15 protein-coding genes and 1 pseudogene are annotated in these 14,959 nt (G+C 73.4%); 5 read left to right on the top strand and 11 right to left on the bottom strand.

Annotation, left to right across the window (positions count from 1 at the left end; translation table 11 throughout):
- Window positions 1–48: 48 nt before the first annotated feature.
- Entirely contained in the window at window positions 49–918 is an 870-nt protein-coding gene (locus E1285_RS02360) for an AraC family transcriptional regulator (protein WP_132147407.1), read from the bottom strand.
- Between the two features lie 274 nt (window positions 919–1,192).
- Here E1285_RS02360 and E1285_RS02365 point away from each other — a divergent pair, with 274 nt between their 5' ends.
- From E1285_RS02365 to E1285_RS02375, 3 genes are all read left to right on the top strand, one after another.
- Complete coding sequence (locus tag E1285_RS02365) at window positions 1,193–1,525, top strand: chorismate mutase (RefSeq protein ID WP_132147410.1); 333 nt, start codon at window positions 1,193–1,195, stop codon at window positions 1,523–1,525.
- A 64-nt stretch (window positions 1,526–1,589) separates the two neighbouring features.
- Window positions 1,590–2,405, top strand: coding sequence for an AzlC family ABC transporter permease (locus tag E1285_RS02370; RefSeq protein ID WP_132147413.1), 816 nt, complete (start codon window positions 1,590–1,592; stop codon window positions 2,403–2,405).
- Window positions 2,402–2,713 carry an AzlD domain-containing protein gene (locus tag E1285_RS02375; protein WP_132147416.1) on the top strand — a complete coding sequence of 104 codons (312 nt, stop codon included), beginning with the start codon at window positions 2,402–2,404 and terminating at the stop codon, window positions 2,711–2,713. The genes E1285_RS02370 and E1285_RS02375 overlap by 4 nt, the downstream gene beginning before the upstream one ends.
- 18 nt (window positions 2,714–2,731) lie before the next feature.
- Here E1285_RS02375 and E1285_RS02380 read toward each other — a convergent pair whose 3' ends face one another.
- From E1285_RS02380 to E1285_RS47070, 3 genes are read right to left on the bottom strand one after another with little or no spacing between them, the layout of a single operon-like run.
- Complete coding sequence (locus E1285_RS02380; protein WP_132147419.1) at window positions 2,732–3,664, bottom strand: RluA family pseudouridine synthase; 933 nt, start codon at window positions 3,662–3,664, stop codon at window positions 2,732–2,734.
- Complete coding sequence (gene lspA, locus E1285_RS02385) at window positions 3,664–4,440, bottom strand: signal peptidase II (RefSeq protein WP_243722490.1); 777 nt, start codon at window positions 4,438–4,440, stop codon at window positions 3,664–3,666. The genes E1285_RS02380 and lspA overlap by 1 nt, the downstream gene beginning before the upstream one ends.
- Complete coding sequence (locus tag E1285_RS47070; RefSeq protein WP_243722493.1) at window positions 4,413–4,793, bottom strand: TraR/DksA family transcriptional regulator; 381 nt, start codon at window positions 4,791–4,793, stop codon at window positions 4,413–4,415. The genes lspA and E1285_RS47070 overlap by 28 nt, the downstream gene beginning before the upstream one ends.
- Window positions 4,794–5,557: 764 nt before the next feature.
- Here E1285_RS47070 and ileS point away from each other — a divergent pair.
- Window positions 5,558–8,743: an isoleucine--tRNA ligase gene (gene ileS / locus E1285_RS02395; RefSeq protein WP_132147425.1), complete on the top strand. Its 3,186-nt coding sequence runs from the start codon at window positions 5,558–5,560 to the stop codon at window positions 8,741–8,743.
- A 149-nt stretch (window positions 8,744–8,892) separates the two neighbouring features.
- Window positions 8,893–9,555 (top strand): DUF1707 domain-containing protein, encoded by a 663-nt coding sequence (locus tag E1285_RS02400; RefSeq protein ID WP_132147467.1) that lies wholly within the window; start codon window positions 8,893–8,895, stop codon window positions 9,553–9,555.
- A gap of 58 nt (window positions 9,556–9,613) precedes the next feature.
- On the opposite strand, the gene E1285_RS02405 is transcribed toward E1285_RS02400, so the two are convergent.
- From E1285_RS02405 to E1285_RS45290, 7 genes and pseudogenes are all read right to left on the bottom strand, one after another.
- Window positions 9,614–10,942, bottom strand: coding sequence for a hypothetical protein (locus E1285_RS02405; RefSeq protein WP_132147428.1), 1,329 nt, complete (start codon window positions 10,940–10,942; stop codon window positions 9,614–9,616).
- 136 nt (window positions 10,943–11,078) lie between these two features.
- Window positions 11,079–11,996 (bottom strand): DivIVA domain-containing protein, encoded by a 918-nt coding sequence (locus E1285_RS02410; protein ID WP_132147431.1) that lies wholly within the window; start codon window positions 11,994–11,996, stop codon window positions 11,079–11,081.
- Between the two features lie 56 nt (window positions 11,997–12,052).
- Window positions 12,053–12,349: a YggT family protein gene (locus tag E1285_RS02415; RefSeq protein WP_132147434.1), complete on the bottom strand. Its 297-nt coding sequence runs from the start codon at window positions 12,347–12,349 to the stop codon at window positions 12,053–12,055.
- 21 nt (window positions 12,350–12,370) lie between these two features.
- Window positions 12,371–12,907, bottom strand: coding sequence for a cell division protein SepF (gene sepF, locus E1285_RS02420; protein WP_132147437.1), 537 nt, complete (start codon window positions 12,905–12,907; stop codon window positions 12,371–12,373).
- Window positions 12,908–13,009: 102 nt separating this feature from the next.
- Window positions 13,010–13,711, bottom strand: a complete 702-nt coding sequence (locus tag E1285_RS02425; RefSeq protein WP_132147440.1) for a YggS family pyridoxal phosphate-dependent enzyme — start codon at window positions 13,709–13,711, stop codon at window positions 13,010–13,012.
- The gene (gene pgeF / locus E1285_RS02430; protein ID WP_243722491.1) at window positions 13,708–14,436 is read right to left on the bottom strand and encodes a peptidoglycan editing factor PgeF; all 729 of its coding nucleotides are present in this window, start codon (window positions 14,434–14,436) and stop codon (window positions 13,708–13,710) included. Before pgeF ends, E1285_RS02425 begins: the two co-directional genes overlap by 4 nt.
- A pseudogene (locus tag E1285_RS45290) lies at window positions 14,433–14,959 on the bottom strand (cell division protein FtsZ); the annotation flags it as partial. The gene pgeF and the pseudogene E1285_RS45290, both read right to left, overlap by 4 nt.

The following is a 14,959-nucleotide window of genomic DNA, read 5'->3' on the forward strand; positions in this document are numbered from 1 at the left end:
AAGGTCGTCAACCCGGCTCGGGCGCCGGGAAGACGCGGTGCTGAGAGCCTAACCCGCTTCGCGCGGCCCTCGCCCGCCGACGCGCCCAATCCCCCGGGCACTACGGTAGGCGCCCGGAGGGACACCCAGGGTGCGCTTGAAGTGGCGGGTCAGATGCGCCTGGTCGGCGAACCCGGTGCGTGCCGCGACGTCCGCCGGCGGGAGCCCCTCGTCCAGCAGGGTCCGCGCCGCCCGCACGCGCACCTGGTTGAGGTAGGCGTGCGGCGGGAGGCCGACCGTCTCGCGGAACGCCCGCAGCAGCGGGAACGGGCGGGTCCCGACGGCCTCGGCCAGCCGCTCCAGCGACGGCGGGCCGACGAGGTTCGCGTGGAGGATGTCGCGGGCCTCGCGCACGGCCGGCGGCATGGCGGCGGGCGCGCCGTCCCGCCGGACGCGGGCGTGCCGGGTCAGCATTCCGGCGAGGGCCGTCCTCAGCAGGGTGGACGCCGCCAGCGCGTCCCCCTTCTCTCCCGCCCGGTGGACGGCGCGCAGCAGACCGGCGGCGGCCGGGTCGTCCAGGACCGGCTCGGGGAACGCGGGGGTGCCGGGCCCGGCGCCCAGGTCGGCGGCCACCCCGGCCACGACGTCCACCGGCGGGTACATCACCCGGTACGCCCAGCCTTCCGGCGTGCCCGCGTACCCGCCGTGCACGACGCCCGGGTTGACGGCCACGATCGAGCCGGTCCCGGCGCGCTCGACCGCGCTGCCGTGCTCGAACTCCTCCACGCCCGCCTCGATCACGGCGAACACGTAGCCGTCGTGGGTGTGCCGGTTGTACCGGTGCGTCACGAAACGCGCCTTGAGCAGGTCCACCTCCGGCAGCGCCGGATGCCGGTAGTGGTGCGCGAGCTCTACTCCGATATCGGTACTGGCCCCCATGCCGGGAAGTTTATCCGCGTCCCAATGGGCGAGACGCGGCGTCCGGGGTTTGGGTGCGGCCGCCGTCACCGCATACGATGCGCTCGTGGAACGTCGCCATTTCGTGTTTACGCAGCCGGCTCCGGGTGAGCCGGTCGCCGTGACCTGAGCGACGACCCCGGAGCCGGCCGAGGCGGAGCCCATCCCGGGCTCTGCCTCTTCTGTTGATCGGAAGCGGCCCCGGGCACGGACTCCCCCTTGCGCGGACGGCCGCCGCACGAGAGGGAACCCCGACATGCACGACCAGGTCATCGACCCCGCGGAACCCGTCCCGGAACTGCGCGTCCCGCTGCCGTCCGCCGCGGCCATCACCACGCTCGGCGACGCCAGGACCGCGATCGACGACCTCGACGCCGCACTTGCGACCCTGCTGGAACACCGCGCCGCGGTCGCCGCCGCCGTGCAGCGGTTGAAGCCCGTCGGCGGGTTCGCCGGACGCGACCCCGGCCGTGAGCGGCGGATCGTCGAGGCGATGGCCGTGCGCGCGCCCTCGCTCGGCCCGGACCGGCTCGCCCGCATCATGAACGCGGTCATCGAGGCCGGCCTCGATGCCGCCGAGCAGCGGTGACGCCATGACGGGAGCGCAAGAACGTTCAAGAACGCGCGCGGCGAGCGCCGCTAGCGTCGGCCGCATGAGCATTGCCGAGACCGGGACCGCCGGGACCGGGAAGGCCGGGGCCGGGGCCGGGAAGGCGGCGGCGCCGGACGAGCGCGCACGGAAGGCCGCCGTACGGGACGGCCTGGGCGTGGGGATCGCCGTCGGCGTGTCCGGGCTCGCGTTCGGGGCGGCCGCGGTCACCGCGGGCCTCACCGTCGCGCAGGCGTGCGTGCTGAGCCTGCTGGCGTTCACCGGGGCGTCCCAGTTCGCGCTCGCCGGGGTGATCGGCGGGGGCGGCGGGCTGGTCGCCGGAACGTCCGGCGCGGTGCTGCTCGGCGGCCGCAACGCCCTGTACGGGATGCGGCTCGCGCAGACGCTGGGCGTGCGGGGCTGGCGCCGGCTGGTCACCGCGCACGTCGTCATCGACGAGACCACCGCCGTCGCGACCGCGCAGCCCGGACGGGCGGCGGCACGCACCGGGTTCTACACCACGGCGATCACCCTCTACCTGACCTGGAACCTCACGACGCTGCTCGGCGCCGGCGGCGCGGCACGGATCGGCGACCCCGAGGCCATCGGCCTGGACGTGCTCGGCCCCGCGGCCTTCCTCGCCCTGCTCTGGCCCCGGCTCTCCGCGGGGCGGCGGGAGGTGCGGGTGGCCCTGGCCGCGGCGGTGATCGCGCTCGCCGCGACGCCGCTGCTGCCGCCCGGCATACCGGTCATGCTGGCCGCCGTCGCCGCGCTGCCCGCGCTGATCGGACGGAAGGAGGCCCCCGTGAGCACAGCGAACCGGCAAGCACAGCGGCGGAGCTCGGACATGGCCGAGCCGCCGGGCGGGGAGTCCGCATGAGCGTCTGGGTCGCGGTGATCGCCACCGGGCTCGGCTGCTACGCGCTGAAGCTCGGCGGGCTCGTCACCCCGCAGCGGCTCCTCGACGATCCGCGGGTGCGCCGGTTCACCGACCTCGTCCCGGTGGCGCTGCTGACCGCGCTGATCGCCGTGCAGGCGCTCGCCGACGGCAAGTCGCTGGAGTTCGACCCCGCCAGGATGGCCGGCCTGGGCGCGGCGGTCGCCGCGCTCCTGCTGAAGGCCCCGTTCCTGGTCGTCCTGGTCGTGGCCGCCGCCGTCGCCGCCGGGCTGCGCCTCCTCGGCCTCTGACGCCCTGGACCGCGAGGCTCAGGACTCCTCTTGGACGATCCGCAGGGCGCCGGCCAGATCGTCGGGGTACGGGCTCTCGAACTCCACCCACTCCCCGGTGGCAGGGTGCTCGAAGCCCAGCCGGACGGCGTGCAGCCACTGCCGCTTCAGACCCAGGCGCGCCGCCAGGGTCGGGTCGGCGCCGTACGCCAGGTCGGCCACGCACGGATGCCGGATCGCGGCCATGTGCACCCGGATCTGGTGGGTGCGGCCAGTCTCCAGGTCGATGTCGAGCAGCGTCGCCGCCCGGAACGCCTCGACGGTGTCGTAGTGCGTCACCGACGGCTTGCCGCCCGCCACGACCGCGAACCGCCCGTCGCCGGACGGATGCCGGTCGATGGGCGCGTCGACCGTCCCCCGGAACGGGTCGGGATGGCCCTGCACGAGCGCCTGGTAGCGCTTGTCGACGCGGCGTTCCTTGAACGCGCGCTTCAGCCGGGAGTAGGCGATCTCGCTCTTGGCCACGGCCATCGCGCCGGTGGTGTTGGCATCTAGCCGGTGCACGATGCCCTGCCGCTCGGACGCGCCGCTGGTCGCGATCGTGTGGCCGGCCCCCAGGAGCCCGCCGAGGACCGTCGGGCCCGTCCAGCCGGTGGTCGGATGCGCCGCGACGCCGATCGGCTTGTTCACCACGACGATGTCGTCGTCCTCGTACAGGACGGACATCCCGGGGACGGGCTCGGCGACCGGGGCCGGCGGCGCGGGCGGCGGCGGAAGCGTCACCTCGAGCCAGGCGCCGGCGTGCAGGCGCTCCGACTTGGTGGCCACCGCGGCGCCGTCCAGCAGGACCTCCCCGGCGGCGATGATGTCGGCGGCGCCGCCCCGCGACAGCCCGAACAGCCGCGCCAGCGCCGCGTCGATCCGCTCGCCCTCCAGCCCGTCCGGGACGTGGAGGCCGCGCACCTCGCCCATCAGGACTTCTCCTCCGACGCCGGGACGTCCTCGGTCTCGGGCTCGCGCTCGGCTTCGGATTCGGGTTCGCGCTCGGTTTCGGGTTGGGCCTTGGGGGAAGCGTGATCGGCGGGCTTACCGGCGGGCTTCCCGGCCTCGGGTGCTCCGGCGCCGGGTTCCTCCGCGTCCTTCTCGTCCTTCTCGTCCTTCTCGGCTTCCTCGGCTTCCTCGTCCTTGCCGGGGAGGCGGGTCCCGTCGATCTGCAGCCCGCGCGCCGCCAGCAGGACGGCGAGGACGCCGCCGCAGACGATCGACGAGTCGGCCAGGTTGAACACCGGGAAGTTCGGTACCTGGATCCAGTCGACGACATGGCCCTTCAGCGGGGACGGGGCGCGCAGCATCCGGTCGACGAGGTTGCCGACCGCGCCGCCGAGCAGCAGGCCCAGGCAGATCGCCCAGGGCAGGCTCCGCAGGTTGCGGGCGGTGCGCAGGATCGCGACCACCACGCCGATGGCGATCAGGGTGAAGACGACGGTGTAGCCGGTGCCGATGGAGAACGCGGCGCCGCTGTTGCGGGTCTCGCGCAGCGTCAGCAGCCCGCCGAGCAGCTCGACCGGCTCGCGGTCCTGCAGCGTCGCCACCACGATGATCTTGGTCACGATGTCGGCGATCAAGGCGGTCAGCGCGACGGCGATCAGCACGCCGACGCGGCGCGGCCGAGGAGATCCCGTGGACTCCCCGGCCTCGGCCTCTGGGTTCTCTTGGTCGTTCAGCGACGTTCCTCGCGTTGTTTGCATGTCACACACAGGGTCGCACGCGGGAACACCTGGAGCCGCGCCTTGCCGATCGGCGTGGTGCAGGACTCGCAGATTCCGTACGTGCCGGCGTCCATCCGCTGGACGGCCCGCTCGATCTGGGCGAGCAGGTCCTGAGAATTGTAGGACAACGCGAGCTCGTGTTCGCGCGCGTAGGTCTTGGCGCCCGCGTCGGCCTGGTCGTCCCCGGCGCCGTCGCTCGTGTCGCCCTCGGCGATCTGGCTCGCGGACGCGGCGATCTCGGTGCGCAGCGCCGCGATCTGCTCCTGCAGCCCGGAACGCACGTCGGCCAGCTCACCGGACGTCCACTGGTCCTCCCCCTCGCGGACCGGCAGCGCGGCGGCCGCCGCCGGTGCCTGCTCGCCCGGTGCCTGCTCGCCCGGCGCCTGCTCGCCCCCCGACGGCGCCTTCCTGCCCCGCGCCGGCGCCTTGCCCGGTTTCGCGGGCGCGCTCTTGGCGGCCGTCTTGGACGGGGACGGCCTCGTGCCCCGGGTCTTGCCTCCAGCGGGCGGCTTCTCGGCGGACCGCTTCTCGGCGGGCCGCGTGGTGCCCCTCTTCGCGCCGGCCATGTCGGCCCCCCTCGCGCTGATCGCCTCGACGGGCAGTGCGGGCAGCATTGGTCCCCTTTCTCGGACGCGGTAAACGAGCTGGGTGGGTTACCGACCGCTTATGCCCCGTCGCGGATCGCCCGGAAACTCCACGACACCGCACGAGATCGCAAAGGAACGGCACGCCCCCGCACCGGCCGGGCGCCCGTAAACGGGAAGAGGACACGGCCCCGCGTGCGTTAGAGTCTGGACGAGCAGTCGTATGGCAGGCACTGATGGGGACACCTGCCGCCGCACGCAGCCATGAGCGACCCGGGGACGGTGCGAGCCCGGGGGCGAGCCCGGCGGTCTGATCGCCCCGGAGCCGCCGGAAGAACCGTCCCGGACTCCGTCCGCGGGCCCAGTAGACCCGGCAGCCGAGGCTCGAACGAAGCGGACGGTGCCGGCACGGCACGGTCAAGGAGGGTGGTACCGCGGGGCCGCTCGGGCGATCCGGGCACGCGCCTCGTCCCTCCGGTCACGTGGTCACGTCGATCCGGAGGTCCGCCATCGTGAGCCGAGGTTTTCGGCCGCTGCCAGCGCAGGTCGATCTGCCCGCCCTGGAGCGGGACATGCTGCGCCGCTGGCAGGAGAGCAAGGTTTTCGAGCGGTCGCTGGAGCGCACCGCGTCCGGCCCCCGCTGGGTGTTCTACGAGGGCCCGCCGACCGCCAACGGCATGCCGGGCGTCCACCACGTCGAGGCCCGCGTGTTCAAGGACGTCTTCCCCCGCTTCAAGACCATGAAGGGCTACCACGTCCCCCGCAAGGCCGGCTGGGACTGCCACGGCCTGCCCGTCGAGGTCGCCGTGGAGAAGGAACTCGGCCTCACCGGCAAGAAGGACATCGAGGAGTACGGCGTCGCGGAGTTCAACGACCGCTGCCGCGAATCGGTCCTGCGCCACGTGGACGCGTTCGAAGAGATGACCGAGCGCATGGGCTACTGGGTCAACACCGACCAGGCGTACCGCACGATGGACCCCGAGTACGTCGAGGCGGTCTGGTGGTCCCTGAAGCAGGTGTTCGACAAAGGCCTGCTGTTCCGCGACTACCGCATCACGCCGTACTGCCCGCGCTGCGGGACGGGCCTTTCCGACCACGAGCTGGGCCAGCCCGGCGCGTACGAGGAGGTCACCAGCCCGTCGGTGTACGTGCGGATGCCGGTGACGTCCGGCCCGCTCGCCGAGATGGGCGCCGCGCTGCTCATCTGGACGACGACGCCGTGGACGCTGGTGTCCAACACCGCCGTGGCCGTCCACCCCGAGGTCACCTACGTCGCGGCCCGGCCGGCCGGCTCCGGCGAGGTGCTCGTCGTGGCCGAACCCCTCGTGGACCAGGTCCTCGGTGAGGGCGCGGAACGGCTCGCCACCTACCAGGGCGCCGAGCTGGAGCGCACCGCCTACCGGCGGCCGTTCGAACTGGTCGACATCCCGGACGCGCACTACGTCGTCCTGGGCGACTACGTCACCGTCGAGGACGGCACCGGGCTCGTCCACCAGGCGCCCGCGTTCGGCGCCGACGACATGACCGTCTGCAAGAACTACGGGATGCCGATCGTCAACCCGATCGGGCCGGACGGGCGTTTCCTGCGGGAGGTGCCGCTGGCCGGCGGCAAGTTCTTCAAGGACGCCGACGAGCCGCTCACCGACGACCTGCGCGCGCGCGGGCTGCTGTTCCGCGGCGGGCACTTCGAGCACAGCTACCCGCATTGCTGGCGCTGCCACACGCCGCTGCTCTACTACGCGCTCCCCGCCTGGTACATCCGCACCACGCAGATCAAGGACCGGCTGCTGGAGGAGAACGAGAAGACCAACTGGTACCCCGAGACCGTCAAGCACGGCCGGTACGGGGAGTGGCTGCGCAACAACGTCGACTGGTCGCTGTCCCGCAGCCGCTACTGGGGCACGCCCCTCCCCCTGTGGGTGTGCAGCGAGGACGAGACCCACGTCACCTGCGTCGGGTCGCTCACGGAACTGGGCGAGCTGGCCGGAAGCGACATGTCAGCGCTCGACCCGCACCGCCCCTACGTCGACGACGTGACGTTCCCCTGCCCGCGACCGCGGTGCGGGGGCGAGGCCCGCCGCGTCCCCGACGTCATCGACGCCTGGTACGACTCGGGGTCGATGCCGTTCGCGCAGTGGGGCGCCCCCCACCGCAACAACGAGATCTTCGAGAACTCCTACCCCGCCCAGTACATCTGCGAGGCCCAGGACCAGACCCGCGGCTGGTTCTACTCCCTCATGGCCGTCGGGACGCTCGTCTTCGACAGGTCGTCCTACGAGAACGTGGTGTGCCTCGGCCTGATCCTCGCCGAGGACGGCCGCAAGATGAGCAAGCACCTCGGCAACGTGCTCCGGCCCATCCCGCTGATGGACCAGCACGGAGCCGACGCCGTGCGCTGGTTCATGGCCGCCAACGGCCTCCCTTGGGCGTCCCGCCGGGTCGGCCACGGCGCCCTGGAGGAGATCGTCCGCAAGGTCCTCCTCACCTACTGGAACACCGCGTCCTTCTTCGTCCTGTACGCCAACGCCGCGCAGGCGCAAGGCCGCGCGTGGACGCCCGGCAGGCTGGACGAGGCACCCGCGCCGGCGGACCGCCCCCTCCTGGACCGCTGGGCGCTCGCCGAGCTGCACCGAACCGTCCGCGAGGTGGACGCGGCCCTGGAGGACTTCGACACCGCCCGCGCCGGCCGGCACCTCTCCCAGTTCGTCGACGACCTGTCGAACTGGTACGTGCGCCGCTCCCGCCGCCGCTTCTGGGAGGGCCCCGAGACCCCCGACGGCTCGTCGGCGTTCGCGACCCTCTACCAGTGCCTGGAGACCCTCACCCGGCTGATGGCGCCGATGGTCCCCTTCATCACCGACCACGTGTGGGACGTCATCCGCCCGGCCGACGGCCCCGAGTCGGTGCACCTCGCGGACTGGCCGGCCGTCGACGAGGACCTCGTGGACGAGGAACTGACCGCGCGGATGGCCCTCGTCCGCCGCCTGGTCGAACTCGGCCGCTCCGCCCGCGCCGCCAGCGGCGTCCGGACGCGCCAGCCGCTCGGCCGTGCCCTGGTCGGCGCCGCGGGATGGTCCGCGCTGCCCGCCCAGCTCCGCGCGCAGATCTCCGAGGAGCTGAACGTCCTCGGCTTCGAGGAGCTCTCCTCGATCGGCGGCGACCTGGTCGAGTACGAGGTGAAGCCCAGCTTCCGCGAGCTCGGCAAGCGCTACGCCAAGGACACCCCGAAGGTGGCCAAGGCGATCACCTCCGCCGATCCGGCGGCCCTCGTCCGGGCCCTCCGCGAAGGCACGGCCGAGGTGGACGCCGAGGGCGTCGGCACGGTGCCCCTCTCCACGGACGACGTGATCGTCACCGAGCGCCCGCGCAGCGGCTGGGCGGTGGAGAGCGCCGCCGGCGAGACCGTTGCGCTCGACCTGACCGTCACGCCCGAACTGCGCCGCGCCGGCCTGGTCCGCGAGGCCGTCCGCCTGGTCCAGGAGGCCCGCAAGGCCGCCGGTCTGGAGGTCACCGACCGCATCGACCTGTGGTGGGAGGCCACCGGCACCGACCTGGCCGAGGCGCTGCGCGCCCACACCGGCGAGGTCGCCTCCGAGGTACTGGCCACCACGGTCACCGAAGGGCGCCCCGCCGACCTCGCCGCGACCCGGGACGAGGACCTGGGCCTCACCTACTACCTCCGCAAGAGCACCGCGTAGGCGACATCGCTCAGTGCCGGTCTAAAGAGGGCCGGTCCGAAGAGGGGCGGTCCAGGGAGGTCGTCCCCTTGGGCCGGCCCTGCGATGATTGGGGGGTGAATCTTCCCGAGCAGCCTTCCGAGCCTCCGGCGCGGCCGCCGGGCGCGAGCATGCGCGCGTCGGACGCCGACCGCGACCAGGTGGCGGACCGTCTGCGTGAGGCCCTGGCGGAGGGGCGCATCACGCCGGAGGAGCACGCCGAGCGCATCGACCTGGTCTACAACGCCAAGACGTACGCCGAGCTGGAGCCGGTCCTCCACGACCTGCCGTCGGTGCGGCCGCCGGGGCCGCGGGTCGACCTGCGCAAAGAGGAGCCGGTTCTCGCGCCGCCTCCCTCCCAGTCCCCGAACCTGGTGGCGGTCTTCGGGGCGGCGGAGCGGAAGGGACGCTGGCTGGTCGAGGCCACCACGAACGTGGCGTGCGTGTTCGGCGGCGTCGAGTTGGACTTCCGGCAGGCGGTCCTCAGCCGCGGCGAGGTGACCGTCAACATCACCTGCGTGTTCGGCGGCGTGGACATCGTCGTGCCGCCCGGCGTCCGGGTCGTCGGATCCAACACCGCGATCTTCGGCGGGAACGACCTGCCGGAGGACGACACGACGGACCCGGACGCGCCCGTCATCCGGCTGACCGGCCTGCTGATGTTCGGCGGTGTCACGGTCAAGCGCCGGGAGACGAGCGGCGGCAAGGGCGCACGCAAGAACCGGCAGCGCGAGATCCACCGGATGCACCACCAGCACCGCACCGAGGGCCACGAGCGCCGCCGCGGCCACTGATCACGCGGGCACTGACCACGCACCACCGGGCCCGCGGGCCCGGTGGGCGGGCGGGCGGTCAGTCGCGGGCGTGTTCGCGGTCGGGCTGGCAGACGAGGCAGGGCGTGCAGCCGCGGGACTTGGCCTCCGCGCGCGACAGCGACTCCAGGTCGTCGGCCTCGTCGCCGATGTCCTCGATGAGGGCGCAGTCGGTGCGGTGGTAGCGCTTGGTACCGCTGAGGATGCGGACCTGCGGGCCGCCGTCGCCGGGCTCGGCGGCCGGACTCTCGGCGGCCGGTTCCGGGGCGGGCTCGGGCTCGTCGGCGGACTGCGGCGCGGGAACGTCCTCGTCCTCGGCGTCGCGGGGCTTCGGGGCGGTCGCGTCCGGCGCGGCGTCGGCCTCCGGGGCGGCGGCAGGCGCCGGGCCGGGGTCGGTGGTGACGTCCGGTGGCGCGGATTCGGCCTCAGCGGGCCGTTCTCCGGCGGACTCCACCTTCGGCTCCGGTTCGGCGGTCTCGGTCTTCTCCGCGCGTTTGGCGGGCTCCTCGGCCTTGGTCCGCTCCGGCGGCGTGAAGAGGCTAGCGACGGGCATGTCGGTGAGCGTCGGGCCCGCGGGGCCGGGCGCGGGGCGCTCCGGCTCGCGTTCGGCCTTCTCTTCCGGCTTGTCCGCGGCGCCTGGCCCGGCCGGCTCGTCCGCCCGCGGGATCTCCGCCGTCTTGTCGAACGACGTGGGAGCGGAAGCGGTGGAGGGCGCCGGCTTGGCGAGGCCCGCCAGGCCGCCCCCGGAGCGCTCCGCGCCGGGCTTCGCAGGTGCGGGCACGTCCCCCGCCGCCTTCTTGCCCGCGTCCGGTGACGCGGGTCCCGACGCCGCGGCGCGCGCCGCCAGTGCGGTGTCGGGCAGGCAGGCGGTGCAGGGGCTGAACCCCTCCTCCTTGGCCTCGGCGTAGGTGAGCTCCTCGGTCTCGCGCCCCGCGAGCTGGCGGCACGTGTCGAGGTGGTAGCGCTTGCGGCCGCGGACGACGAACACCAGCGCGTCGTCGGGAACGTCGGCCGGCGGGGCGGGGATCTCCACCTCGTCGTCGGCCGGGTCCGCCGGGGTCTTGGCCTCCGGGGCTCCCTTGGCCTTCGCGGCGGGCGCGGCCTTGCCGCGCTTGTCCTTCCTCGCCTTCTTGGCCTTGCTCTTGCGGGCAGGCGTCGTCGCGACGCCCGGTCCGAAGAGCTCCTTGCGGCGGAGGAACACCCCGATGGCCAGGCACAGGGCCGAGACGATGCTGACCGCGATCGAAATATAGATCACGAACAGGGCGTCCAGGTTGAAGACCTCGGCACTCTCTCCGTTGCCGGCGACGATCCCGGCCACCAGCAGGGCGATCGCCACCACCACGAGAACGCCGCTCAGGATGATCACAGGGTCTCTCTCCCTCGTTCAGGCCGCTGGGCTCCCGGCCGGAAGGGTCCGGCCGCACTTCCCGCGCCGCCGGGACGGCTGCACTGCCATCCTCGGCGCGGCGATCGGGAAGACACTATCGCCCGCGGTGCCCGTGTCAGCGCCGTTCGTGCGGCGGGTTGTCCCCGCCGGAGTGGAACGCCCCGGTCGCGGAGTGCTGCACCTGCTGGGCGTGCTCCGCGGGCTGCGGGAACTGGCCGGGCGCCTGGCCGGAGCCGGCGGTGCCGTTGCGGTTCTCGCCGTGCGGGATGGCGTTCTGCGGGCCCGTCTGCGGGGCGTTCTGCTGCGCCTGGGCGGGGGCGGCGCCGGGGACGGCTGCGAACGCGCCCGTCTCGGTGCTGCCGGCCTCCAGGTCGCGCAGCTGGCCCTCCAGGTAGACCTTCAGGCGGCTGCGGTACTCGCGCTCGAACGCGCGCAGGTTGTCGACCTCACGCTCGAGCTCCTCGCGCTGCTGCACGAGCGATCCCATGACCTGGCGGTGCCGCTCCTGGGCGTCGCGGTCGAGGGCCTCGGCGCGCGAGCGGGCCTCGCTGACGATCTGGTCGGCCTGCCGGCGGGCCTTGCCGAGGATCTCCTCGGCCTCGCGGCGGGCGCGGCCGAGGGTCTCGTCGGCCTCGCGGCGGGCGTCGGCGATCGCCTGGTCCGCAGTCTGCTGCGCCAGCGCGAGCACGCGCGCGGCGGTGTCCATGTTGTCCTCGCCGGTGGGCGCGGCGGCCATGCCGAGACCGCCGAGGGCCGGCTCCGGCTCGGGCTGCGGCTGCGGCTCGGGGCGGGGAGGCTCGGGGATCTTCTGGACGTCCGGCTTGGGCTCCACGATGGGAGCGGCCATGGCGGGAACCTTGCCGCGCAGGCACTCGGCGAGCTTGGCCCGCAGCTCCTCGTTCTCCTGGATGAGGCGGTCAAGCTCGGCCTCGACCTCGTCGAGGAAGGCGTCCACCTCCTCCTCGTCGTACCCCGGCCTCAGCCTGGTGGTACTGAACTGCTTGTTCCGCACATCGGCGGGTGTCAGCGGCATGTTCTCGTCTCCTTGGCGCGCTTGGAGTCTGTCCCGAAGGACGGTATCCGATCGACCTAGCCTCCGCCGAACGCGGAGCCGACGATGATGATCAGGAACCAGACCACAAGGATGAGGACGGTGAAGCTGAGGTCCAGCGCAACGTTACCCAGTCGAATGGGCGGTATGAAGCGCCTCAGGAATTTCAGCGGCGGATCGGTGACGGTGTAGACCGCCTCAGCGATCACCAGGACGACCCCGGTCGGCTTCCACTGCCGGGCGAACGACTGCAGGATCTCCAGGATCAGCCTCCCGATCAGGAACAGGAGGAAGAAGTAGAGGATCGCCTGCAGGACGGTTCCAACGATGTTCACTGGCACTCTCGCATGTGGATCTCAGCTCTGATTGAAGAACCCTCGTTCTGCCATCCGGGCCTTGTCCTCGGCCGTCACCTCCACGTTGGCGGGCGACAGCAGGAACACCTTGTTCGTAACACGCTCGATGCTCCCGTGCAGGCCGAACACGAGACCCGCCGCGAAGTCGACCAGACGCTTGGCGTCGCTGTCGACCATCTCGGTCAGATTCATGATCACCGGCGTGCCCTCCCGGAAGTGCTCCCCGATGGTCCTCGCCTCGTTGTAGGTCCTTGGGTGCAGCGTAGTGATACGAGCGAGGTCGGTGGTACCGGACTCGTAGAGCGCTACGGAACGCCGCTCGATCGTCGACGTGGAGTGATGGTCACGTTCGCGATCCGAGGCCTCGTCCGCTCGGGTAAGCTGGCCGCCGGATTCGTCCTCGCGACGTCGGCCCTGGCCGGTGTCGGTCTCCTCGTCGTAGAGGTCGTAATCGTCGTAGTCGCCGTACTTGTCGTCGTAGCGGTCGTCCTCCACAAGGCCGAGGTAGACCGCCATCTTGCGCATCGCGCTGGCCATACGCCCCTCCGTGTCCTGTGGCAACGGCTCCGGGCGCGTCCGGTGCCGTGGGTGGACCGATCCGTCGTGGCCCGCGTTCCGGCAGGTACCACTGGGGGGACATTACCTGACGATTGCCCGTCGGCCGCCGAGCAACGCCGTACCGACCCGCAGGTGTGTCGCGCCGCACGCGATCGCCTGTTCCAGATCGCCGCTCATACCCGCAGAGACGATCGAGGCGTCCGGATGGTTCCGGCGGACCTCCCCGGCGACCCCGGCGAGCCGCGTGAAGGCGGGCAGGGGGTCGGCGCCGAGCGGCGCGACGGCCATCACGCCGCCGAGTTCCAGGCCGTCCGCCCCGGCGATCCCGTCGGCGAGCGCGGGCACGTCGCGGGGGGACGCGCCGCCGCGCCCCTCCTTCTCGTCCAGGGAGACCTGGACGAGGCAACGCAGCGTACGGCCGGCGCGGACGGCGGCGTCCGACAGGGCCGTGACCAGCCTCGACCGGTCGACCGAGTGGACGACGTCGGCGTACCCGGCGACCGCGCGGGCCTTGTTGGTCTGAAGGCCGCCGACGAAATGCCAGGTGAGCGCGAGGTCGGCGCACTCGGCGGCCTTCGGGCGGGCCTCCTGGTCTCGGTTCTCGCCGACGTCGGTCAGGCCGAGCCCGGCCAGCAGCCGCACGTCGGCCGCGGGGAAGGTCTTGGTCACCGCGATCAGCGTGATCTCGGACTCGTCGCGGCCGGCCGCGGCGCACGCGGCGGCGATGCGGTCGCGTACTCCGGCGATGCCCTCGGCCAGTTCGGCACGGCGCTGTGCGGTCACGCGTCGCCCTTGAGCCAGACGTATCCGGCGAAGCGGCCGGTGCGTCCGTCGCGGCGGTAGGAGAAGAGGCCGGGGTCCTCGATGGTGCAGCGGGGGTCGACCCGTACCCCGGTCACGCCGGCGGCGGCGAGCTGCTCGGCGATGCCGGCGCGGATGTCGAGGCCGGCGGTGCCCTTGGACGTGGTGGCGTGCGCGGCGGGGACGACGGCTGCGACCTCGTCCCGCATCGCCTCGGGGACCTCGTAGCAGCGGCCGCACGCGGCGGGGCCGATCGCGGCGGTCATCCGGGCGGGGTCGGCGCCCCGCTCGGACATCGTCTTCACCAGGGCGGGGACGACCCCGGCGGCGGTTCCGGGGCGGCCGGAGTGGGCGGCGCCGACGATCCCGGCGGCGGGGTCGGCCAGCAGGACGGGCGCGCAGTCGGCGACCAGGACGGCGAGCGCGAGGCCGGGGACGGTCGTGACGATCGCGTCGACCGGCTCGGAGAGATCGGGGGAGGTGACGAACGCGACGCCGGCGCCGTGCACCTGCCGCATGAAGACGGCGCGTCCGGGATCGACGCCGAGGCCGGCGGCGACGCGCCGCCGGTTGTCCAGGACGGCGGCGGCGTCGTCGCCGACCGCGCCGCCCATGTTGAGGGTGTCGTAGGGGGCGGTGCTCACGCCGCCGGCGCGCCCGGTGAACGCGCCGCCGACGCCGTCGCCCATGGCGACGGGAGTGATCACTTCAGGAAGTCGGGGACGTCGAGGTCGTCGTCCTCGTCGAACACCACGGGACGGCGGCGCTGCCCGGACGAGGCGGGGCCGCCGTCGTTCTCCCCGGCGTGCACCCGGGAGGGGGACTGCTCGGAGCCCGGACGGGGCGCGGTGGTGCGCGAGCCGCCGGACTCTCCGGCGGACCCGCCGCCGTCGCGGTCGGCGGCCGGGCCCTGCTGCGGGGACGGCGCGCTCTCTGGCCGGGCGGCCTGCTCACCCGACCCGCCGCTTCCCGCGGAGCGGTCCTCCTGGTCCTGCGCGGGCGGCCGGGGCCGGTCGGACTCGGACGGCTGCGCCGGCGCCGGGGCCGGGGCGGGCTGCGGAGCGGCGGCGGCCTGCGCCACCGACTGCTGCGGCGGGGCGGCCTGGCTCGCGCTCGCCGACTCCGACCGCCCGACCCTGCTCGGGATCGGGTTGGCGGGCGCGGCGGACGGCGCGGGCGCGGGCGCGGGCGGCGCGGACGCCGGTGGCGCGGACGCGGGCGGCGGTACGG

The sequence above is a fragment of the Actinomadura sp. 7K507 genome, from assembly GCF_004348425.1.
Taxonomy (GTDB): domain Bacteria; phylum Actinomycetota; class Actinomycetes; order Streptosporangiales; family Streptosporangiaceae; genus Spirillospora.

Coding starts and splice junctions, on each gene's coding strand:
- sepF (WP_132147437.1), bottom strand. CDS start 12,907: ATGGCCAGCGCGATGCGCAAGATGGCGGTCTACCTCGGCCTTGTGGAG.
- E1285_RS02370 (WP_132147413.1), top strand. CDS start 1,590: ATGAGCATTGCCGAGACCGGGACCGCCGGGACCGGGAAGGCCGGGGCC.
- E1285_RS02380 (WP_132147419.1), bottom strand. CDS start 3,664: ATGGGCGAGGTGCGCGGCCTCCACGTCCCGGACGGGCTGGAGGGCGAG.
- lspA (WP_243722490.1), bottom strand. CDS start 4,440: ATGCAAACAACGCGAGGAACGTCGCTGAACGACCAAGAGAACCCAGAG.
- E1285_RS02360 (WP_132147407.1), bottom strand. CDS start 918: ATGGGGGCCAGTACCGATATCGGAGTAGAGCTCGCGCACCACTACCGG.
- E1285_RS02400 (WP_132147467.1), top strand. CDS start 8,893: ATGCGCGCGTCGGACGCCGACCGCGACCAGGTGGCGGACCGTCTGCGT.
- E1285_RS02410 (WP_132147431.1), bottom strand. CDS start 11,996: ATGCCGCTGACACCCGCCGATGTGCGGAACAAGCAGTTCAGTACCACC.
- E1285_RS02365 (WP_132147410.1), top strand. CDS start 1,193: ATGCACGACCAGGTCATCGACCCCGCGGAACCCGTCCCGGAACTGCGC.
- E1285_RS02375 (WP_132147416.1), top strand. CDS start 2,402: ATGAGCGTCTGGGTCGCGGTGATCGCCACCGGGCTCGGCTGCTACGCG.